Source organism: Streptomyces sp. NBC_00075, from assembly GCF_045041225.1.
GTDB lineage: Bacteria > Actinomycetota > Actinomycetes > Streptomycetales > Streptomycetaceae > Streptomyces > Streptomyces adonidis.
Window position 1 is genome coordinate 7,773,194 of record NZ_CP108243.1, and the last position, 20,737, is coordinate 7,793,930.

Sequence of the window (20,737 nt, forward strand, 5' to 3'; positions counted from 1 at the left end):
TGTAACGCGTCGAGGACTTGGTAGAGGGTCAGGCTTTCGTGCGGGCTTTTGGGTCGTAGCGCCGCAGAGTGAGGAAGGCCTGGGCGGCGGTGACGAGGGTGACGTGGTGGTGCCAGCCGCGCCAGGTGCGGCCCTCGAAGTGGTCCAGTCCCAGACCGTGTTTGAGTTCGCGGTAGTCGTGCTCGATGCGCCAGCGCATCTTGGCGAAGCGCACGAGATCGACGATCGGTGTGGTGGCGGGCAGATTGGTCATCCAGTAGCCGGTGGGTTCTGGCGCCGTATCGGGCTGTTCGACCAGCAGGGTCCGCAGCGGCAGCTCGCCGTTCCACCGGCTGCGTCCGCCGGCGTGTTCCTGCGCGGTGCGGGTGGCTTCCTTGCCCGAGGGCCGCACCTCGAGCACGGCAAAGCGTGAGGTCATCGGTCCTTTGCTGCCCTGGCGCCAGGTGACGGTTTCGAAGCAGGTGCCCGCATCGATCAGTTGATGCAGGGGGCGGGCGGGCTCGCGGTAGCGGGGCAGCGTGGGCGGGCCCAGGCCCTGGTAGGGAGGCAGATGCGGCGCGGCAGCGGCCGGGCGGGCGATCTCCTTGGGCTCGACGGCCATGACGTAGGACCAGCCACGTTCCTCCAGGGCCAGGCGGAAGGAGACACTGCGGCCATAGCCGCAGTCGGCCACGATCACCGGCACCGACCCCAGCCAGCCCGCCAGCCTCTCCAGCAGCCCCAGAGCCAGACGGGGCTTGGTCACATGCCCGACCTCCTCGGGCACGCCCGCAGCCGTGCGGCGCCGGCTGTCGTGGGCCCATTCCTCGGGCAGGAACAGCTCCCATTCCAGTGGGCAGGAAGCAAGATCGGTGGCCGCGTGCACACTGACGGCGACCTGGCAGTTGGCCCGCTTGCCCAACGCCCCGCAGTACTGCCGGGCCACCCCGACCGAGGACCGCCCGCACTTGGGAAACGACACATCGTCGATGACCCACACCTCGGGCCTGACCACCTGGACCAGCCGCTCGGCGATCCGCCGCCGCACCGGCGTCCACTGCCACGGCGACTGGCTGACGAACTGCTGCAAGGCCTGCATGTTCCCGTCCGGCAGCCGCTGGGCCATCGGCTGGATCGACTTGCGCCGGCCATCCAGCATCAGCCCGCGCAGATAGCACTCGCCCTTGGCCCGCTGATCCTTGCGCGGCACCGAGGCGAACACATCGGCCACGAACAGCCCTAACGAGGCCCGCAATCGGTTCACTTCATGCGTGTCCACCTAACCAACATGCTCTTGATCAGCGACAACGACTAGACCTAACGAAGCACTACTAGGCCATGTCGGCCGGATCACCGCAGACGGGCTCGCCCTCGGCGTCATGCCGAGGGCGAGCCCGTCTGCGGTGGCGACGGTGGTCAGGAGCCGGCCGCCGCGTCCCACAGGTCGCAGTGGTGCGCCTTCCCGGTCCCGGAGGTGGCCGCGTTGCCGCCCCGCGAGGCCGTGCGCAGCTGAAGCACGGTGCCCGGGGCTGACTTCTGGTCCGGCATGACGGGCCGGCCGGGGGCGCTCGGGGCCGAGCCGTGGATGAAGGACGCCCAGTAGGCGGTCATCTGGTCGGCGAGCGCGCGCTGTTCGGTGTCGAGGCGGGCGCCGATGCCGTACGGCTTGAACAGGTAGTTCAGTTCGGCCGCGTGCGTGGCGCCGAAGTCGAAGTCGGCGTCCTGGGGGAGTGACGCGAACAGGGGCGAGGTGCGGTCGGCGAACTCGTACGAGTAGACACGGCCGCGCTGGGCCAGGCGGGTGTCGGCCCGCAGGGCGGGGCAGGCGAAGAGGAAGTCGCCGTAGGCCGCGGCATAGGCGTAGCCGGGGCGCTCGTAGGCGCCGAGCGGGTAGCGGGCCAGGGCCCTGGCGCCGATCGTGTCACCGAAGGCCGAGGTCAGCGCCTTGGGGTAGGCGTCCGCGGTCAGCGCGTTGCCCCAGCGGTCGAAGCTGTCGTACGCGAAGACCAGACCCTCGTCGCTGGTGGCGCCGTTCATCACGGGGACGCGGGAGGCCCGGCCGGAGGTGAACGCCTCGGCGGGCTGCACGGGCAGTTCACGGCCCCCGACGGTCGCATTCCAGGTCTCGGGGCCGGTGCCGTTCTGGGCGTCGAGGATCGCCTTGGCCGGCTTGGCCCGCAGACAGGCCGCCGCGGTGGCGGCGTCGGTGCAGCCGAGCTTCTTGGCGAAGGCCAGCCCGGTGCTCTCGGCCTGGGCGCGGGTGCTGCCCCCGCAGTCGAAGTAGGCGCCGCTCTCGATGATCGCCGCCCGGAACAGGCCCCGGCCGGCGGGGGAGGCGAGCTGGGCGCAGACCGCGCTGCCGCCGGCCGACTGACCGGCCAGCGTGACCCGGCCGGCGTCTCCGCCGAAGGCCCCGATGTTCGAGCGCACCCAGCGCAGCGCCTGCTGCTGGTCGAGGAGCGCGAAGTTGCCGGTCGTACCGGGCAGGGTCAGGAAGCCGAAGGCGCCGATCCGGTAGTCGACCGTCACCACGATGCTGTTCGTACGGCGGGCGAAGGTGTCGGGGACGATGTCGCGGGCGTCCCCGCCGATGTTGGCGCCGCCGTGGATCCAGACCAGGACGGGCAGCCCGGCCGCGCGCGAGGCCGTGCGTGAGGTGGCGGGCGGTGTGTAGACGTTGACGTCCAGGCAGTCCTCGGTGGTGTGCTGGGTGCTGTATCCGGGGGCCCAGTAGGTGTTCTGCGCGCAGTAGTCGCCGTATTCGGTGGCGTCCCGGACGCCGCGCCAGTCGGCCGGGCGGCGGGGGGCCTGCCAGCGCAGGGCGCCGGTGGGCGACTGGGCGTAGGGGATGCCGAGGAACTGCCGTCCCTCGGTGGTGGCGGCCCCGCGCACCACGCCGTTGGCGGTGCGGACGAGGAGGGAGTGGGCGGCGCCTGCCGTGGATCCGGGATGACCGACGGGGCTCGCCTGTGCGGAGGTGAACGCGACCGCCAGGGCGGTGACGGTGACGGGGATCAGAGTCCGGCGCACCGCGCGCAGGAGTCTTCGGGCATGGGACATAGGGTCTCCCGGGAATGGGCGGCCCGGCGGGACGACTCGGGCACCATGGAGACTAGGGGCAAAGTGCCATAGGTGACTAGTGGCATATGTTTCAACGAGGGAAAGGTGGCGAAGCCGGCACATGAAGCTGGAGCACGTACTGCTCGGAATGGTGGCCATGCGTCCCTGCACGGGGTACGACCTGAAGCGGTGGCTGGACAGCGAGATGGGCCGCATGGTCCGCCTGCGCACCCAGCAGAGCCAGGTCTACCGAACGCTCAACCGCATGTGCGCCGACGGCTGGGTCAGCTTCACCGTGCAGCACAACGAAGGCCGCCCCGACGCCAAGGTGTACGTCGCCACCGACGCCGGCGAGCGTGAACTGCGCGACCGCCTGGCCGTGCCGTACGCGCCGTCGCCCGACTTCAGCGACCCCGAGTTCCTGATCCGCTGCACCCTCGCGATCTTCCTGGAACCGGAGGAGCACGTCCGGCTCGTACAGATCGAACTCGACGCCCGCCGGGCCCAGTTGGACCGGTTCCGGGCCCGGGAGATCCGTGAGGAGCCCTGGCTGTCCGGGATCGACCGGGCCCGGATGTCACAGATCCTGGATCACGTCCACGACTACAAGGACCGGGCTCTGGAAACACACGTGCGCTGGCTGGAACAGGTGCTGGCCGAACTCGCCGGGACCAGTCACTGATCCTCGCCTACGCCTCGCCGCCCGAGGGGTGTGCGAACCGGGTCAGGAGGTCCGCCAGCTGCTCGGCCTCGCCGGCCCCCAGCTCCGCGACCATGCGCTCGGCCAGCGGCTGCGCCGCCACATGGGCCGCGTCGAAGAGTTCGACGCCCTGGGGCGTGATCTCCACCGCCCGTACCCGCCGGTCGCCCGGGACGGACTTCCGTACGGCCAGTCCCTTGCGCTCCAGGTCGTCCACGACCCGCATGATCCCCGCCTTGTCCGAGCCCGTCGCCGCCACCAGGTCCCGCTGGACCGTGGGGCCGCGGTCGGCCAGCACGATCAGCACGGCGAAGTGCCGCAGCTCGATGCCGAGCGGCCGGAGCGCCTCCTCCATCACCGAGGCGGCCCGCCAGTGCGCCCGGCGCAGCAACAGACCGAGCGCGAAAGGCGAGGCGTCCCCGGGGCGGTCGGTCACCCGTGAGGGGGAGGAGGCGGTTCCGTGGGGAGCATCGGCGGTCATGGGGTCACATTACAGCCAATCGGCTCATTCGATACGGTCTCGTTTGAAATGAAATGACTGGCGGGAAGGATGGGGTCGGCGGGTGGGACCGGCTGGTGTGATCGGTGAGGTGGACAGGTCACCGATCGCGTCCCCTCCCCTCCCCTCCCCTCCTCCCTCAACAGCAGTCCGGCAGCGCACCTCCGCTCGTGCCGCAATGAGGCGGCCACGTTCAAGGAGCACCGACGTGAGACAACAGCACCCCGCAGCCCTGCTACTGGCGGCCGCCGCCCTGGTCGTCACGGCGATCCCGGTCTCGTCGGCCGTCGCCGAGCCCGGCGCCTCGGCCACCGCCGTCAGCGGTACGCGGCCCTATCTCGACTCCCGCCTGCCGGTGAAGCAGCGGGTCGCCGATCTGCTGGGCCGGATGACCCTCGCGGAGAAGGTCGGCCAGATGACGCAGGCCGAGCGGGGGTCGGTCGAGAGCGACAAGACGCAGATCACCAGCCTCGCCCTGGGGTCGCTGCTGTCCGGTGGCGGCTCGGTCCCCACGCCCAACACCCCCGAGGCGTGGGCGGACATGGTCGACGGCTACCAGTCGCACGCGCTCGCGAGCCGGCTGCGCATCCCGATCCTGTACGGCGTCGACTCCGTGCACGGCCACGGCAACCTGGTCGGCGCCACGATCTTCCCGCACAACATCGGCATGGGTGCCACCCGTGACACCGCGCTCGTCCGCGAGGCGGCGCACATCACCGCCACCGAGACCCGCGCCACCGGCCCGCAGTGGGTGTTCGCGCCCTGTGTCTGTGTCACCCGCGACGAACGCTGGGGCCGCTCCTACGAGAGCTTCGGCGAGGATCCGCGGCTCGTCTCCCGGATGACCACCGCCGTCGAGGGTTTGCAGGGCGGCAGCACCAAGGATCTCGCCCGGAACGACCGCGTCCTGGCCACCGTCAAGCACTACGCGGGCGACGGCGACACCACCTACGGCACGTCGACCACCGGCGACTACATCATCGACCGCGGCATCACGAGGACCAGCCACAGGCGCTTCGCCGAGATCGACCTGGCCCCCTATGTGACCGCCGTCCAGGTGCACGACGTCGGCAGCGTCATGCCCTCGTACTCCTCGGTCCAGTGGACCGACGTGCCCGGCAGCGAGCCGATCAGGATGAGCGCCCACAAGGAACTGCTCACCGACGTCCTGAAGCAGAAGATCGGCTTCGACGGCTTCCTCATCAGCGACTGGGACGCCATCGGCGAGATCCCCGGCGACTTCGCCACCCAGGTCCGCACCTCCGTCAACGCGGGCATGGACATGTTCATGCAGCCGTACAACGCGCCCCAGTTCATCCAGGCCCTCACCGCCGAGGTGCAGGCCGGGCGGGTCAAGACGTCCCGGATCGACGACGCGGCCTCCCGCATCCTGAAGGCCAAGTTCGAACTCGGCCTGTTCGAGCACCCGTACACCGACCGCTCGCACATCGACACCATCGGCTCGGCCGCCCACCGCTCCGTGGCCCGCCGTGCGGTCGCCGAGTCCCAGGTGCTGCTGAAGAACGACGGCAAGGCGCTGCCGCTCAAGCCCTCGCAGCGGCTCTACGTCGCCGGTGTCAACGCCGATGACCTCGGCAACCAGGCCGGCGGCTGGACCGTCACCTGGCAGGGGCAGTCCGGCAACACCGCCTTCCCCGGCACCACCATCCTCCAGGGCATCCGGAAGACCGCGAAGAACGTCACCTACAGCGCGGACGCCAGTGCCCCCACCGCCGGTCACGACGTCGGCGTCGTCGTCATCGGCGAGACCCCCTACGCCGAGGGCGTCGGCGACGTGGGTGTCGGCGGCCACACACTGAACCTCTCCGCGACCGACCAGGCGAACATCGACCGCGTCTGCTCGGCCATCAGAACCTGTGTCGTCCTCGACGTGGCAGGGCGCACCCAGATCGTCACCGACCAACTGCCCAAGGCCGACGCCTTCGTGATGTCCTGGCTCCCCGGCAGCGAGGGCGACGGAGTCGCGGACGTCCTCTTCGGCAAGCGCCCCTTCACCGGGAAACTCCCCGTCAGCTGGCCCCGCAGCGAGGCCCAGGAACCGATCAACGTCGGCGACCGGAACTACGACCCGCTCTTCCCCTACGGATACGGCCTGACGACCCCTTAGGAGTGGATCTAGGAGTAGATCATCGGACATCCGCGTCTGAGTGAGTGCTGTGCCGCACGGAGGTACAGCGCCACGTAGAAGGACGCGTCCAGATCCTCGCTCCAGGGGCCCGGCGCGGCGGCGGACAGTTCCTTCGCCGCGCCGTCCAGGAACCAGCAGGTCAGCTCCAGGTTGTCGCACATCTCCGGGACCTCGGACAGCGGCAGCGCGACCGCCGCCGCCAGCTTCTCGGCGATCACCAGCACCTGCGGGGCGCCGGCTATCACCGTCGACTCGGAGTACGACGACTCGACCGGCAGCTCGATCTCCTCGTCCAGGGACACCGGCACCAGCACGGACCAGCCGCAGAGCAGCTCTGTCTCCGCGTCCGAGAGCCGCGCCCGGCACAGTGCCAGGAAGCTCTCCATCGACGGGACCATCTTCTCCTCGAAGGACTGGCCCGAGCCGCGCACGAACTCCGCCGCCACCGGCACGGACTCGTACGGTGGCAGCCCACGCCGGACCAACTCCGTGTTCAGCCCCGCGGCGATCTCCGCGTGCCCCTCCTCGTCCTCGTCCTCACTGAACCACTCCTCCGCACCGACATCGACCAGGTAAATGCCCATGACCGCAACGTACTGCGCACCACTGACAACGCCGGTGCGCAGTACGAAACGTATGAACGTATGACCGGCGGCTATGACCGGAACGGGCCCGTCACCTCGTACGTGATCCCGCCCGAGGAACTGCCGCTCGTGCCGCGCTGGCTGGAGAAGTACAGACGGCTGCCGTTCGGGGAGAACGCCGGGCCCGTGATCTCCGAGGCCGGCTGGCCGTCGACGCGCAGGAACGGGGCGATCACGTCGTCCGGTGTGATCACACAGATCTCCATGTTGCCGCCGTCCTCGGCCACGAACAGGTCGCCGGAGGAGGTGCCGGTGATGTTGTCGACGCCGGTCAGCGGCGCCGTGCCCGAGGTGACGAGGGAGTCGTCGTACGCCAACTCATAAGTGCTCGTAAGGAGGTTGAGCTGCCAGACCCGGTTGTCGCCCTTCGTGGTGAACCAGACCTTGTCGTCGGCGTAGTAGCAACCTTCGCCGCCGTTGAAGGACTTGGAGCCGGAGACCTGGGTGCGCGTGGTCGTCGGGGAGCCGTCCGGGTCGGGGACCGTCGTCCAGGTGTACGAGCCCGAGGTCGCCGTACCGGCCACCAGGACCTGGAGGGTGCCAGCCGACAGATCGCCCCAGGTCGTGGGAACGAAGCGGTAGAAGCGGCCGTTCGTCTCGTCCTCCGTGAGGTAGACGACCTTGCGCACCGGGTCAGCTGCCGCCGCCTCGTGCTTGAAACGGCCCATCGCCGCACGCTGCGTCGCCGCGCTCGTGCCCCACGGGTCGGTCTCGTAGACGTACCCCAGCGACACCTCCTCGCAGGACAGCCAGGTGTTCCAAGGGGTGCGTCCGCCCGCGCAGTTCTGGCGGGTGCCGGAGAGGATGCGGTACGCGGAGGTGACGGCTCCGGTCGACGAGAACCTGACCGCGCTCGCGCCGCCCGACGGGTTGATCTCCGAGTTGGAGACGTAGATCCAGCCCGTCCCGTCGGCGTAACAGGCCCCGCCGTCAGGGGCGTTGTGCCAGGTGTACGACGTTCCGCTGACCGTCTGGCCCGAGCGGGCGATCACCCGGCTGGTGAAGCCGGCGGGCAGTCTGATGCCGTTGGCGTCGGCCGCGGCGAGCGCTCCGTACGGGCCGGTGCCCGGCTGGGCGGGGGCCGCGTGGGCGGCGCCGCGCCACAGGGTGCCGCCGAAGACGGCCGCCGAACCGCCGATGACGGCGGCGCGCAGAAGGGTACGGCGTTCCACGTGTGCGTTGACTCGTGCGTCCACTCTCGCTCCAAGGGGGGTGGCGTGACGTGCCGTGACGTCAGGGACCCTAGGGCGACGGGGTGGAATTGTCATGTACGCGCGATGTCTCGTCGGTGGTCGTACGGGACGCACCGGCCGCCGGGAGTTCGCCTCGAGGGAGGTGTCCGGCGGGGTTCGGTCCGGCGGGGTTCGTCCTACGCCCGCAGTGCCGACGTCTCCCGTCGTCGTACCCCCGCCCCCGAATCCCTGCCGCCGAACGCCTGCCCCTGCATGGCGTGTTGGGCCGACGGCAGCCGAACCACCGCGTCCAGGCCGCCCGTTGCCGCCGCCCGCAGGCTCGCCTCCCCGCCACTCGCCAGCGCGAGCCGCTGTACGAGGGCCAGGCCCAGGCCCGTACCGCCCTTGGGGGCGCCGGGCGCACGCCAGAAGCGGTCGAAGGCGCGGGCGCGTTGGTCCGCCGTCATGCCCGGGCCCTCGTCCGTGATGTGCAGGTCGATCCAAGTGGCCCGGTTCTCACGGTGGTTGAGATGGTTGAGGTGGGGACGGCGAGGGTGGAGCGGAGCGACGGAACGCAGTTCCATGGCCACCGTGCTGTTCGCGGGCGAGACCCGCAGGGCGTTCGACAGAAGATTGTCGACGATCTGCTCCACCGCCCCCGGCAGCGCCAGCGCCGGACCCACCGGTCCCGTGCCGCCCGTGAACAGGACCAGCGACACACCCTGTTGCTCGAACAGCGGGGCCCAGGTGCCGTGCCGCTCCGCGCAGACACCGGCCAGATCGACCGGGCCGGGCGGCGCCGCGTCCTCCTCCAGGCGGGCCATCGCGAGCAGCCCCTCGACCATCCGGGCCAGCCGGTCCGTCTCCGTCATCGCGGCGGTGAGACTGCCCCGGGCGTGCTGGGCGATGTCCGGCTCCAGGTTCTCCAGACGCAGCCGCAGCGCGGCCAGCGGGGTCTTCAGCTGATGCGAGGCCTCGCCCGCGAACGCCCGCTGCGAGGCGAGGAGATGGGCGAGCCGAGCGGCCGTACGGTTGAACGCGGCTGCCAGACTGCGGACTTCGGGCGGACCCGACGTCACCGCGACCGGCGTCGCCGCACCGCCGTCCGCCAACTCGTGTGTGGCCCGCTCCAGTTCACGGATCGGGCGCCCCGCCCAACGCGCGCACGCGAACGCCACGACGGCCACCGCCGCCAGCACCGCGAGCCCGACCGCGGCCAACAGCAGCCACACCTGGTGGACCCGGGACTGCACCATCTGTGTGGGCAGCGTGATCCGTACCGCGCCCTTCACCTGGCCGGCCCCGTGTCCGACCGGCGACGCCACGGACAGATACCGCACCCCGCCGATCGTGGACGTACTGACATGGGTCGTCGCCGTACCGTCGAGCGCGGCCGTCACCTCCGGGCGCGAGGTCAGCTCCTGCTGCTCGGCGCCCGTCAACTGGTGTGACGCGGCGATGAGTCGGCCGCTCGCGTCGACGATGAACACCTGGCCGCCGATCCGGCGTGCGCAGTGCGCGGCGCGGGCCGCCAGCTCGTCCGGACGCCCCGACGCCAGGGACAGCGCGGCGTACGCCGACACCGACTCGGCCTCCTCGTTGGCGGAGTTGACGATCCGCTCCCGCTCGGCCCGTGAGTAGACGATGCCCAGCGGGATCTCCAGGCCGAGCAGGACGAGGGCGGCCAGACTGAGGTAACTCAGCAGCAGACGGCGGGTCATGAGGCCGCGGCCCTGGGTGCGCCCGGGGTGCGTACGGCGAGCCGGAAACCGACTCCGCGCAGCGTCTGGATCCACGCCGGGTCGCCCAACTTCCGCCGCAGCGTGGCGACATGGACGTCCAGGGTCTTGGTCGGCCCCTGGTAGTGGGTGTCCCAGACCCGGGTGAGGATCTCCCGCCGCGAGTACACGGCCCCCGGGTCCTCGGAGAGCAGCGCCAGCAGCTCGAACTCCTTGGGCGTGAGCGCGACGGGCACCTCGCCGACCCACACCTGACGGGTGCGGCGGTCGACGACGAGGGGACCGGGGGCGGGGGTGGCGGGGGCCGGCTCGGGTGTGTGGGGCGCGTCCTGCGAGACGTACGAGGCATGCGAGGTGTGCGAGTTGTGCGAGGCGTACGAGTCGAAGGATTCGTACGCCTCGTACGAGGTCGGTGGGGGAGCGGGAGGCGTGTACGCGGGAGCCTCGTACGTGACAGCCGGTTCCTGAGCTGTCGGGTACGGGTCGTGCGCGTAGGGATCAGGACGTCGCACGCGCCGGGTCACCGCCCGTACCCGGGCGACCAGTTCGCGCAGGCTGAAAGGTTTCGCCAGGTAGTCGTCGGCGCCCAGTTCCAGGCCCAGCACCCGGTCGGCCTCCTCGCCGCGTGCGCTGAGGATGATGATCGGGACCTCGGAGGTCTGACGGATGCCCCGGCACACGTCGATGCCGTCCATGTCCGGCAGGCCCAGGTCGAGCAGGACGACGTCGCCGTGCGGTCCTCTCAGGCCCTCGGACCCGGTGGCGACGTGCACGACCGTCAGCCCGAAGTTCCGCAGGCCCTCGGCCAGCGGTTCGGCGATCGTCTCGTCGTCCTCGATGAGCAGCACCCGTACGCCCATACGTCCTGTCTCCCACTCCCACGGCGTCCATGAATTCCTGAAGTAGACACGCTGTGATGACACGTTACAAGACGTCCGAATGCCGTGCCGAGCGAATCCAGGTCAATGTGAAAAGCCCCTCACGATAACCCGGTTCCGAAACCTGGCCTCGATTTAGTGTTCCTCTAACCTTCCGCTGGCCGTCCCCTGGGCAGCGCTCCTCTAGCGTTCTTGGTGGCAGGAGTAACCCCATGTCAAGCGCCATCTGGAGGGGTCATGAAGGCATTGCTGGACCGCGCCCGGTCGTTCAAGCGGCATGTGGATTTCGAGAGCGGCGAATACCGGAAACTGGCCCAGGGGCAATGTCCGGAGGCATTGTTCATCACCTGCTCGGACTCGCGGGTGATACCCGCACTGATCACCGGGGCACGGCCCGGCGAGATATTCGAGCTGCGGAATGCGGGCAATATCGTCCCGCCACACAGCGCGTACGGGGCGGCTTCCGGTGAGGCCGCCACCATCGAGTACGCACTGGAGGTGCTCGGCGTTCAGCATCTCGTCGTGTGTGGCCACTCCCACTGCGGGGCGATGGGCGCCCTGAAGTCCGGCGACGACCTGTCCGCGCTGCCCGGCGTGGACGCCTGGCTGGAGCTGGCCCGCCCTGAACTGGCCCCGGTGCTCACCAAGTCCTCCGACGACCCGGCGACACTGCCCGAGGTGGCGCAGCGGAACGTCGTCAACCAGCTTGCCGTGCTGGGCAGTTACCCGGTGGTGCGGCAACGGCTCGACTCGGGCCGGCTGCGGCTGCACGGCTGGTACTACGAGGTCGACACCGGCCGGGTGTACGAGCTGGACGAGGACGACCGCTTCCGGGTGCACGCGGCATGAGCGGCCAGCACGCCCGCCACGCACAGGGCACCCGTACGCGTCCGAAGGCACCGGTTCCCACCACCCCGTTGCGCAAGCCGACTTCGGCCCCGGGAGGTACCAAAGGCGGCGATGCCGGACGGGCCAAGGGCGGCGGCACCGGACGCACCGACCTCGCCACGGAGATCACCGCCTCCCTCGTCGTCTTCCTCGTGGCGCTGCCGCTCTGTATCGGTGTCGCCGTCGCGTCCGGGGTGCCCGCCGAACTCGGCATCATCTCCGGGGTCATCGGCGGGCTGGTCGTCGGGGCGGCCCGGGGCAGCACCCTCCAGGTCAGCGGGCCCGCCGCCGGACTCGCCGCCCTGGTCGCGGAGACCGTCCTGGAGTACGGCGTCGCCTCGCTCGGCGTGATCGTCCTCGGCTCCGGGATCCTCCAGATCATCCTCGGCCTCGTACGGCTCGGCCGGATGTTCCAGGCCATCTCGCTCGCCGTCGTCCAGGGCATGCTGGCCGGCATCGGACTCCCGCTGATCTTCAGCCAGTTGTACCCGATGTCCGACTCCAAAGCCCCCGGCACCCCGCTGGAGAACATCGCCGGCGTGCCCGGACTGCTCGCCGCCACCCTGGCCGACCGGCAGGCGATGACCGCGGCCCTGCTCGGCGTCGTCACCATCGTCCTCAGCTTCCTGTGGAAGAAGATGCCGGGCCCGGTGAAGAAGATCCCGGCCGCGCTGGTCGCCGTGGGCATCGGGATCGGTGTCGCGGCGCTGCCCGGCGTGGACGTGAAGACGCTCCAGGTGGGCAACCTGCTGGCCGCCGTGGACGTGCCGGGGCCCGAGCAGCTGGCGGGACTGGCCGACGTAGGAATCCTGACCGCGATCCTCACCTTCACCGTCATCGCCTCGGCGGAGAGCCTGTTCACGGCGGCGGCGGTCGATCGTATGCACAGTGGCCCGCGCACCCGCTACAACGCCGAACTCGTCGCCCAGGGCGCCGGGAACACGGTCGCCGGGCTCCTCGGCGCACTGCCCATCACAGCGGTGGTGGCACGCAGTTCGGCCAACGTGCAGGCGGGCGCGAAGACCCGTATCTCCCGTACGCTGCACGGCCTTTGGCTGCTCGCCTTCGCGCTGCTGCTGCCGCAGGTGCTCGCGCTGATCCCGATCTCGGTGCTCGCGGGAGTCCTCGTACACAGCGGCTGGAAGCTGTTCGCGCCCGAGGAGTTCCCGAAGATGTGGCGCCAGGACCGGGGCGAGTTCGCGGTCATGACGGTCACCACGCTGGTCATCGTGGCGACCGCGCTGCTCGAAGGAGTCCTCATCGGACTGGCCGCCGGGGTCGTCCTGGCCGCCCTGCGCATGTCCCGGACGGTCATCCGCCAGGACGTCGAAGGCGATGCCGACGTCGCCCAGGTCGTCATGGCGGGCAACGCGACCTTCCTGCGGTTGCCGCAGGTCATCGAGGCGCTGGAGGCGTCCGCCGCGTCGGGCAAGCCGCGCATCCGCCTCGACCTGACCGGCGTGACCCACCTGGACCACGCCTGCCGCAGCCAGGTCGAGGAGTTCACCGCGCAGCAGCGGGGCCTGGGCACAGAGGTGGAACTGCTGATGCCGGGCGCGGAGAAGCCCTCTCCCGAACCCATCGAGGGGAAGCTGATGCCGCCGGTCCCGGGCCCCGACGCCGAGTGGTTCTACCTGGACACGACCGCATATGGCCAGAACCCTACGGTGCGTGAACGCGGATCTTCACAACTCCCCGGCGGAGCGCATGAGTTCACCTACGTTGGTCCCGGATGATCAGCACCGGAACTCAGGAGGCCCCGCCGTGTCGGACGACGACCCCACCCCCACCCCCTCGACCGAGACCGGAACAGGTACGGGCGCCCGCCCCCGCACCCGTATCGACACCACCAAGCCGCACTCGGCCCGCTTCTGGAACTACTTCGTCGGCGGCAAGGACAACTACGAGGTCGACCGGGAGATCGGGGACCACATCAAGGAGATCTTCCCGGGTCTCGTCGACGTGGCCGTCACCAGCCGGCACTTCTTAGGCCGGGCCGTCCGCTACCTCGCCGACGAGCAGGGCGTACGTCAGTTCCTGGACGTCGGCACCGGCCTGCCGACCGCCGACAACACCCACGAGGTCGCCCAGCGCGCCGCCCCCGACGCCAGGATCGTGTACGTCGACAACGACCCCATCGTCCTGGCCCACGCGGACGCCCTGCTCGCCGGCACCCCCGAGGGCCGCACGGTCTATCTGAACGCCGACCTCTACGCCCCCGAGACCATCATCAAGGCGGCGTCCGAAACCCTCGACCTCTCCGAGCCGGTCGCCCTGATGATCCTCAACACCCTCGGCCACGTCGCCGACCACGACCAGGCCCGCGACCTGGTGGCCCGCCTGATGGCGGGCCTGCCGTCCGGCAGCCACCTGGTGATCAGCGACAGCACCGCCACCAGCGAGGGCATGATCGCCGCGTCCGAGGCGTACAACGCGAGCGGCGCCGTGCCGTACTACGTCCGCAGCATCGGCGAGATCGCCGCATTCTTCGGCGGCCTCGACCTGGTGGACCCGGGCGTGGTCCAGGTACCCGAGTGGCGCCCCGACCACCGGGACCCGGCCGCCCCCGCCTCGGCTGTCGACGCCTACTGCGGGGTGGGGCGCAAGCCCTGACATACGGGGCGTGGAACTGGCCATCGGGGCACTTCCGGCGCACTCTGGGACTCAGGCCTGGATCTACCGGGCACGACGAGATCCGCCGGACGCACCAATGGAGGGACCCGGACATGTCGGGCTGGAACACGCAGGACATCCCCGATCAGAGTGGTCGTACGGCCGTCGTCACCGGTGCCAACAGCGGGCTCGGGTACGTCACCGCGCGGGAGTTGGCGCGCAAGGGGGCCCGGGTGGTGCTCGCGTGCCGGAGCGAGGCGCGCGGGAACGAGGCGGTCGGGCGGCTGCTCGGTGAAGTGCCGGACGCCATCGCCGAGTTCTGGCGCCTTGACCTCGGAGACCTGGGCTCCGTACGGGAGTTCGCGGCCGGGCTGCCGTACGAGCGGATCGATCTCCTCGTCAACAACGCGGGCGTGATGGCGCTGCCGTACGGGACGACCGCCGACGGGTTCGAGACGCAGTTCGGGGTCAACCACCTCGGGCACTTCGCGCTCACCGGGCTGCTCTTCCCGGCGCTGCTCAGTACGCCCGGCGCCCGGATCGTGAACCTCTCCAGCGGTACCCACGCGTACGCCAACATCGACATCGACGACCTCAACAGCGAGCGCAAGTACCGGCGTTGGATCGCGTACGGGCGTTCCAAGACGGCCAACCTGCTCTTCACGCACGAGCTGGCGCGCAGGCTTTCCGCGATCGGTTCCGATGTCGTGGCCGCCGCCGCGCATCCCGGGTACGCCGCCACCAACCTCCAGACGGCCGCGCCGAAGATGCAGGGCCGCAAGAGCGCCGAGCGGTTCATGGAGATCGGCAACCGGTACTTCGCCCAGTCCGCCGACGCGGGCGCCCTGCCCACGCTGTACGCGGCCACCGCCCCCGACGTACGGCCCGACGCGTTCATCGGCCCCAGGTTCCTGGGCATGCGCGGCGCGCCCGCGAAGTCATGGCGGGCCTCCTGGACGCTCAACGACCGTGCGGGGGAACGGCTTTGGGCCGCCTCCGAGCAGCTCACCGGGGTGACGTACGAGGGCCTGAAGGCGTGAGGGGTGCCCCGGCCGATGGCTGGGGCACCCCTCACGATCACTACGTCCGTGCTTCAGGCGGTGCGTACCTCGTACACCGTCACACTCACCGTCTCGTCGTCCAGGCACTGGCCCGACCGCAGGTCGAAGCGCTGCTTCAGGAGCGGGGAGGCGACGAACGGGCGGCCCTGGTGGGTGCCGGTCAGGCCGCGGGAGAGGACGGCGGCGCCGCCGAACGGGTCGCGGTTGTCGATGGCGTACAGGGTGCCCGCGCGGTCGCGGAAGATGGCCGCCTGCCGGCCGTCCGGCAGCAGGGCCGCCACACCGCGGCCCGGGAGCAGGACGTTCAGGTCGCAGACCGTGAACCAGTCGTCGTTCAGGCGGAGTTGGATCTTCAGGTCGGTGGTCTCGGGTGCCAGGGTCATCGCTGGGCGGATCCTTCCAGGACGTCGTCGGCGGGGCGGAGGCCGATGGACAGCAGCGGCAGGTCGGGCTTGATCTGGTCGCGCTCGGGGACGAAGCCGACGACCGGGTCGGGGGTGTCCGGCGCGTTCACGAAGGACACGAACCGGGCGAGCTTCTCGGGGTCGTTGATGGTGTCGGCCCACTCGTCGCGGTAGTGCGCGACATGCGCGGTCATCAGCGACTCCAGCTCCTCGCAGATACCGAGCGAGTCCTCCACGACGACGTCGCGTACGTGGTCCAGGCCGCCGGGGATGCGCTCCAGCCAGGTCGACGTACGCTCCAGACGGTCCGCCGTACGGATGTAGAACATCAGGAACCGGTCGATGAGCCTGATGAGTTCGGCGTCGTTCAGGTCCTGGGCCAGCAGGTCCGCGTGGCGCGGGGTCGCGCCGCCGTTGCCGCCGACGTACAGGTTCCAGCCGCCCGAGGTGGCGATGATGCCGAAGTCCTTGGACTGGGCCTCGGCACACTCACGGGCGCAGCCCGACACCGCCGACTTCAGCTTGTGCGGAGACCGCAGCCCCCGGTAGCGCAGCTCCAGGTCGATCGCCATCCGCACGGAGTCCTGGACGCCGTAACGGCACCAGGTCTGGCCGACACAGGACTTCACCGTACGGAGGGACTTGCCGTAGGCGTGCCCCGACTCGAAGCCCGCGTCCACCAACCGGGTCCAGATCAGCGGGAGTTGCTCGACGCGCGCGCCGAACATGTCGATCCGCTGGCCGCCGGTGATCTTCGTGTAGAGGCCGAAGTCGCGGGCGATCTCGCCGATGACGATCAGCCCCTCGGGGGTGATCTCACCGCCGGGGATGCGGGGGACGACCGAGTACGAGCCGTTCTTCTGGAGGTTGGCGAGGAAGTGGTCGTTGGTGTCCTGGAGGGTGGCCTGCTCGCCGTCCAGGACGTAGACGTCGGCGCCGATCGTCGGGGCGAGGGAGGCGATGATCGAGGCCACGGCGGGCTTGCAGATCTCGCAGCCGTCACCGCCCCGGGCGTCCTCGCGGCCGTAACGGTCGAGCAGGTCCTGGTACTTGTTGATGCGCAGGGCGAGGACGATCTCGTACAGCTCCTCGCGGGTCTGCGAGAAGCAGCCGCACAGGCCCTTGTCGACGACGACGCCGCTGGCCTCCAGCTCGGCGGTGACGAGCTGGCCGAGCACCTTGACGCAACTCCCGCACGTCGTACCGGCCTTGGTGCACTTCTTGACCTCGGGCACGGTGGTGCAGTTGTGCTCGGTGACCGCGCCGCGGATCGTGCCCTTGCGGACGTTGTTGCAGGAGCAGATGATCGCGTCGTCCGGCAGCGCGGACGGGCCGAGCTGGACGGACTCCCCGGCACCGGCCGGCAGCACGAGGGACTCGGGCGAGACGGGCGGCACCGAACCGGTGAACGCCTTCAGCGTGCCGTAGGCCTCCGCGTCGCCGACGAGGATGCCGCCGAGCAGTGTGCCGTCGCGGCCGATGACGAGCTTCTTGTACAGGCCCGAGCGGGAGTCGGAGTAGACGACGTCCAGGCAGTCGGCGGTGGCGCCGTGCGCGTCGCCGAAGGACGCCACGTCCACGCCGAGGAGCTTGAGCTTGGTCGAGAGGTCGGCTCCCGTGAAGGACGCCTCGTCGGCGGCGATGGTCGCGGCGGCCGTCTCGGCCTGCTCGTAGCCCGGGGCGACCAGGCCGTACACCCGGCCGTCGGAGGCCAGCGCGCACTCGCCGATCGCGAAGACGTGCGGGTCGTTGACCGTACGGCACTGCTCGTCGACCGCGATGCCGCCGCGCTCACCGACCGACAGGCCGCAGTCGCGGGCGAGTTGGTCCCTCGGGCGGACACCGGCGCTGAACACCACCAGATCGGTGGCGAGTTCGGAACCGTCGGACAGCTTCATGCCCGTGACCGCGCCGTCCTCGTCGACGACGATCTCCTGCGTGCCCACACCGGTGTGGACGGACAGGCCCATCTCCTGGATGGTCCGCAGCAGCGCCGCGCCACCGCCGTCGTCGACCTGCACCGGCATCAGGCGCGGCGCGAACTCGACGATGTGGGAGGTGAGTCCGAGCCCCTTGAGCGCACCGGCAGCCTCCAGACCGAGCAGCCCGCCGCCGACCACGGCACCCGTCGTACGGGTACTGGCGTACTCCTCGATCGCGAGGAGATCCTCGATCGTGCGGTAGACGAAGCAGCCCTTGGCGTCCTTGTTGGGGACCGGCGGCACGAAGGGGTAGGAGCCGGTGGCGAGGACGAGGATGTCGTAGTCGACGACCATGCCCGAGCGGGCGGTCACGCGCTTCGCCTCGCGGTCGATGGTCTCCGCCGGGTCACCGACGTACAGCTCGATGCCCTCCTTCTCGATGAACTCCATGTCGGTCATCGAGAGGTCCTCGGGTGTCTTGCCCGAGAAGTACGAGGTCAGCGCCACGCGGTCGTATGCCGGACGTGGCTCCTCGCACAGCACGACCACGCGGTGCGCGGCGGTCAGACCACGGTCCGCGAGGGCTTCGAGGAAGCGCTGGCCGACCATGCCGTGGCCGACGAGGACGATCGTGGGGGTGGCCCCATCAGTGGCGGGCATTAGGAGCCTCCATCGTTGGTGAGCAGGTGGAGCAGCGGGCCGCCGTCGGTGGGGAGCGGCTCTGCTCCCTCCCAGGCGCGCGCGAGGGCGCCGACGGTGCCGAGTTCGCCGACGAGCACCCCGCCGACCAGCCGGTCGTCACGGACGACGACCTTGCGGTAGGTGCCCCGGGTGGCGTCGGCGAGCTGGATGACGTCGTCGCCGGGGCGGGGGGTGGTCTCGCCGAAGGCGGCGAGATCGAAGGGGTTGCCGACGCCCCCGTTGTTGCCGGTGTCGCCGGTTTCGGCGGTGAAGTCGGTGAGGGTGAGCCGGGTGAGGGCGCGGGTGCCGGTGTAACGGGCGCCGGAGTCGCCACCCTCGTTGCCCTCGTGGGCGATCAACTCGGCCAGGACTTCGGCCTGTTCGAGCGCGGGAGTGGCCAGACCGTAGACCGTCCCCTGGTGCTGGGCGCAGTCCCCGAGCGCCCGGATGTGCGGGTCGGAGGTGCGCAGTTCGTCGTCGACGAGGATGCCCTTGTGCACGGCGAGCCCCGCGTCGCGCGCGAGCCCGACCCGGGGGTGGACCCCGCAGGCCAGGACGACGAGGTCCGCGTCGAGGGCGTAGTGGTCGGCCAGTTCGACGGACCGGACCTTGCCGCCCACGCAGCGCACATTCCGTACCCGGCACTCGGTGTGCACCTCGACGCCCAGCTCCTTGAGGTGCCGCAGCACCAACTCCGAGGCTCCCGGGTCGAGCTGACGTTCCATCAGCCGTTCGCCCTGCTGGGCGAGCACGACCTGCGCACCGCGTACGGCGAGGGCGCGCGCGGCGGAGACCCCGAGGAGCCCGCCGCCGATGACGACGGCCCGAGCCCCCGGACGTACGTCCTTGGACAGCCCGAGACAGTCGTCCATGGTCCGGAACGCGTGGACGCCCAACGGGAGTTCGTGATCGGGAGTGAACAGCCCACGCAGGGGCGGGAGCACGGGGTTCGACCCGGTGGCGAGAACCAGTGTGTCGTATGCGATCGAGGACCCGTCGGAGCAGCGCACGATGCGCGCGGCACGGTCGACGGACTCGGCGCGGGCCCTGACCAGCCGGTCCGGCGACGGCAGGGCGATCACCTCGGGGGCGTACCGCCCGGCGAGGACTTCGGCGAGCAGCACCCTGTTGTACGGGCGGTGCTCCTCCTCGCCGACGAGCACGACGTCCGAGGCGGACATACCGAGCTCGCCGAGTCGCCGGGCGAGCCGTACGCCCGCGAGCCCGGCGCCGATCACCACCACACGCGTATTCGAGGTCATGTACGGCAGCGTGCGTTGCCGGTGTTACCCGGCCGCATCACGTCTGTTTCCCGGGGGGCACGCTTCCCTCAGCGGGGGCGCGGAGTGGGTGTGAGGGTTCGGTGGGCGTGCGGGGGATGCCTGTGAGGTGCGTGAACGATACGGCGGATGGGCGCCCGACCGCTACTGCCACCATCACCCCGGTTCCCACGGTGAGCTGCGGAACCTCTGAAGATCCTCAAGGTTCCGGAAATCCTTGGTGTCCGCACCTATCGCGTCCATAAGCTCGCGATCATGCCCGACATATCGCTGCCCCTGATCGCCGCCCTCTGCGCCGCCGCCCTCGCGGCCGGCTGGATCGACGCGGTCGTGGGCGGCGGCGGCCTGCTGATGATGCCGGTCCTGCTGCTGGGCCTGCCGGACACCTCGTCGGCGGCGCAGTACGCGCTCGGCACCAACAAGGCCATGGCGATCGTCGGCACCACGGGCGCGGCGGTGACGTACACGCGCAAGACGCCGGTGGACGTGCGCCTGGCGGTACGCGTCGGCCTGGCGGCGGTCGCCGGGTCGACGGCCGGGGCGTTCGTCGCCGCGGGCATGAGCACGGACACCCTGAAGCCGGTCATCATGGTCGTCCTGCTCGGCGTCGGCGCCTTCGTGATCTTCCGGCCCGCCTTCGGTACGGCCCCGGCGACCACCCCGGTCTCCGCGCGCCGCGTCCTCGCCGCGATCGGACTCGCCGGCCTGGGCATCGGCTTCTACGACGGTCTCATCGGCCCCGGCACGGGCACGTTCCTCGTCCTCGCGCTCACCGCGCTGCTCCACCTCGACCTGGTGACCGCCTCCGCCACCGCCAAGATCGTCAACTGCTGCACCAACGCCGGCGCCCTCGCGATCTTCGCCTGGCAGGGCACGGTGTACTGGCAGCTGGGCGCACTGCTGGCCGGGTTCAACCTGGTCGGCGGGACGGTCGGGGCGCACACGGCACTGAAGAAGGGGAGCGGGTTCGTACGGGTGGTGCTGCTGGTGGTGGTGTTCACGCTGGTGGCGAATCTGGCGTACCAGCAGTGGGTGGCGTAGGTGGCGGGTCCGGCCTGTCCTGCCTGT

Annotated in this window: 17 protein-coding genes; 7 read left to right on the forward strand and 10 right to left on the reverse strand. The window is 70.3% G+C overall.

The features are described from left to right. Positions 1 to 28: 28 nt before the first annotated feature. Both OG787_RS34045 and OG787_RS34050 read right to left on the reverse strand, forming a co-directional pair. Positions 29 to 1,258 (reverse strand): IS701 family transposase, encoded by a 1,230-nt coding sequence (locus tag OG787_RS34045; protein ID WP_405537190.1) that lies wholly within the window; start codon positions 1,256 to 1,258, stop codon positions 29 to 31. A gap of 137 nt (positions 1,259 to 1,395) precedes the next feature. Beyond that, positions 1,396 to 3,039 carry a carboxylesterase/lipase family protein gene (locus tag OG787_RS34050; protein ID WP_405537771.1) on the reverse strand — a complete coding sequence of 548 codons (1,644 nt, stop codon included), beginning with the start codon at positions 3,037 to 3,039 and terminating at the stop codon, positions 1,396 to 1,398. A 121-nt stretch (positions 3,040 to 3,160) separates the two neighbouring features. Between OG787_RS34050 and OG787_RS34055 the strand changes: the two genes are divergently transcribed. Next, positions 3,161 to 3,721, forward strand: coding sequence for a PadR family transcriptional regulator (locus OG787_RS34055; protein ID WP_405537772.1), 561 nt, complete (start codon positions 3,161 to 3,163; stop codon positions 3,719 to 3,721). Positions 3,722 to 3,728: 7 nt separating this feature from the next. On the opposite strand, the gene OG787_RS34060 is transcribed toward OG787_RS34055, so the two are convergent. Continuing rightward, positions 3,729 to 4,220 (reverse strand): MarR family winged helix-turn-helix transcriptional regulator, encoded by a 492-nt coding sequence (locus OG787_RS34060; RefSeq protein ID WP_405537774.1) that lies wholly within the window; start codon positions 4,218 to 4,220, stop codon positions 3,729 to 3,731. A 226-nt stretch (positions 4,221 to 4,446) separates the two neighbouring features. On the opposite strand from OG787_RS34060, the gene OG787_RS34065 reads away from it, so the two are divergent. Next, the gene (locus OG787_RS34065; protein ID WP_405537776.1) at positions 4,447 to 6,366 is read left to right on the forward strand and encodes a glycoside hydrolase family 3 protein; all 1,920 of its coding nucleotides are present in this window, start codon (positions 4,447 to 4,449) and stop codon (positions 6,364 to 6,366) included. Positions 6,367 to 6,374: 8 nt separating this feature from the next. Here the strand turns inward: OG787_RS34065 and OG787_RS34070 are convergent, their stop codons facing one another. The 4 genes from OG787_RS34070 to OG787_RS34085 form a co-directional block, all read right to left on the reverse strand. Beyond that, positions 6,375 to 6,971, reverse strand: a complete 597-nt coding sequence (locus tag OG787_RS34070) for a hypothetical protein (RefSeq protein ID WP_369034139.1) — start codon at positions 6,969 to 6,971, stop codon at positions 6,375 to 6,377. A 71-nt stretch (positions 6,972 to 7,042) separates the two neighbouring features. Next, positions 7,043 to 8,203 (reverse strand): alkaline phosphatase PhoX, encoded by a 1,161-nt coding sequence (locus tag OG787_RS34075; RefSeq protein ID WP_405540669.1) that lies wholly within the window; start codon positions 8,201 to 8,203, stop codon positions 7,043 to 7,045. Positions 8,204 to 8,400: 197 nt separating this feature from the next. Then, entirely contained in the window at positions 8,401 to 9,924 is a 1,524-nt protein-coding gene (locus OG787_RS34080) for a sensor histidine kinase (protein WP_405537778.1), read from the reverse strand. Continuing rightward, entirely contained in the window at positions 9,921 to 10,802 is an 882-nt protein-coding gene (locus OG787_RS34085) for a response regulator transcription factor (RefSeq protein ID WP_405540670.1), read from the reverse strand. Before OG787_RS34085 ends, OG787_RS34080 begins: the two co-directional genes overlap by 4 nt. 255 nt (positions 10,803 to 11,057) lie before the next feature. On the opposite strand from OG787_RS34085, the gene OG787_RS34090 reads away from it, so the two are divergent. From OG787_RS34090 to OG787_RS34105, 4 genes are all read left to right on the forward strand, one after another. Beyond that, positions 11,058 to 11,669 carry a carbonic anhydrase gene (locus OG787_RS34090; RefSeq protein WP_369034137.1) on the forward strand — a complete coding sequence of 204 codons (612 nt, stop codon included), beginning with the start codon at positions 11,058 to 11,060 and terminating at the stop codon, positions 11,667 to 11,669. Then, a complete protein-coding gene (locus OG787_RS34095; protein WP_405537779.1) occupies positions 11,666 to 13,444 on the forward strand; it encodes a SulP family inorganic anion transporter in 1,779 nt (592 codons plus the stop codon). Before OG787_RS34090 ends, OG787_RS34095 begins: the two co-directional genes overlap by 4 nt. A gap of 28 nt (positions 13,445 to 13,472) precedes the next feature. Continuing rightward, a complete protein-coding gene (locus OG787_RS34100; protein ID WP_405537780.1) occupies positions 13,473 to 14,321 on the forward strand; it encodes an SAM-dependent methyltransferase in 849 nt (282 codons plus the stop codon). Positions 14,322 to 14,434: 113 nt separating this feature from the next. Continuing rightward, positions 14,435 to 15,361, forward strand: coding sequence for an oxidoreductase (locus OG787_RS34105; protein WP_405537781.1), 927 nt, complete (start codon positions 14,435 to 14,437; stop codon positions 15,359 to 15,361). A 53-nt stretch (positions 15,362 to 15,414) separates the two neighbouring features. Here the strand turns inward: OG787_RS34105 and nirD are convergent, their stop codons facing one another. Genes nirD through OG787_RS34120 form a run of 3 tightly spaced genes read right to left on the reverse strand, consistent with a single transcriptional unit; the run spans position 15,415 to position 19,651 of the window. Continuing rightward, positions 15,415 to 15,765 (reverse strand): nitrite reductase small subunit NirD, encoded by a 351-nt coding sequence (nirD, locus tag OG787_RS34110; RefSeq protein ID WP_369034134.1) that lies wholly within the window; start codon positions 15,763 to 15,765, stop codon positions 15,415 to 15,417. Further along, positions 15,762 to 18,368, reverse strand: coding sequence for a nitrite reductase large subunit NirB (gene nirB, locus OG787_RS34115; RefSeq protein WP_405537783.1), 2,607 nt, complete (start codon positions 18,366 to 18,368; stop codon positions 15,762 to 15,764). Before nirB ends, nirD begins: the two co-directional genes overlap by 4 nt. Further along, a complete protein-coding gene (locus tag OG787_RS34120; RefSeq protein WP_405537784.1) occupies positions 18,368 to 19,651 on the reverse strand; it encodes an NAD(P)/FAD-dependent oxidoreductase in 1,284 nt (427 codons plus the stop codon). Before OG787_RS34120 ends, nirB begins: the two co-directional genes overlap by 1 nt. A gap of 273 nt (positions 19,652 to 19,924) precedes the next feature. Here OG787_RS34120 and OG787_RS34125 point away from each other — a divergent pair, with 273 nt between their 5' ends. Beyond that, positions 19,925 to 20,710, forward strand: a complete 786-nt coding sequence (locus OG787_RS34125) for a TSUP family transporter (protein ID WP_235479289.1) — start codon at positions 19,925 to 19,927, stop codon at positions 20,708 to 20,710. The last annotated feature ends 27 nt before the right edge of the window (positions 20,711 to 20,737 follow it).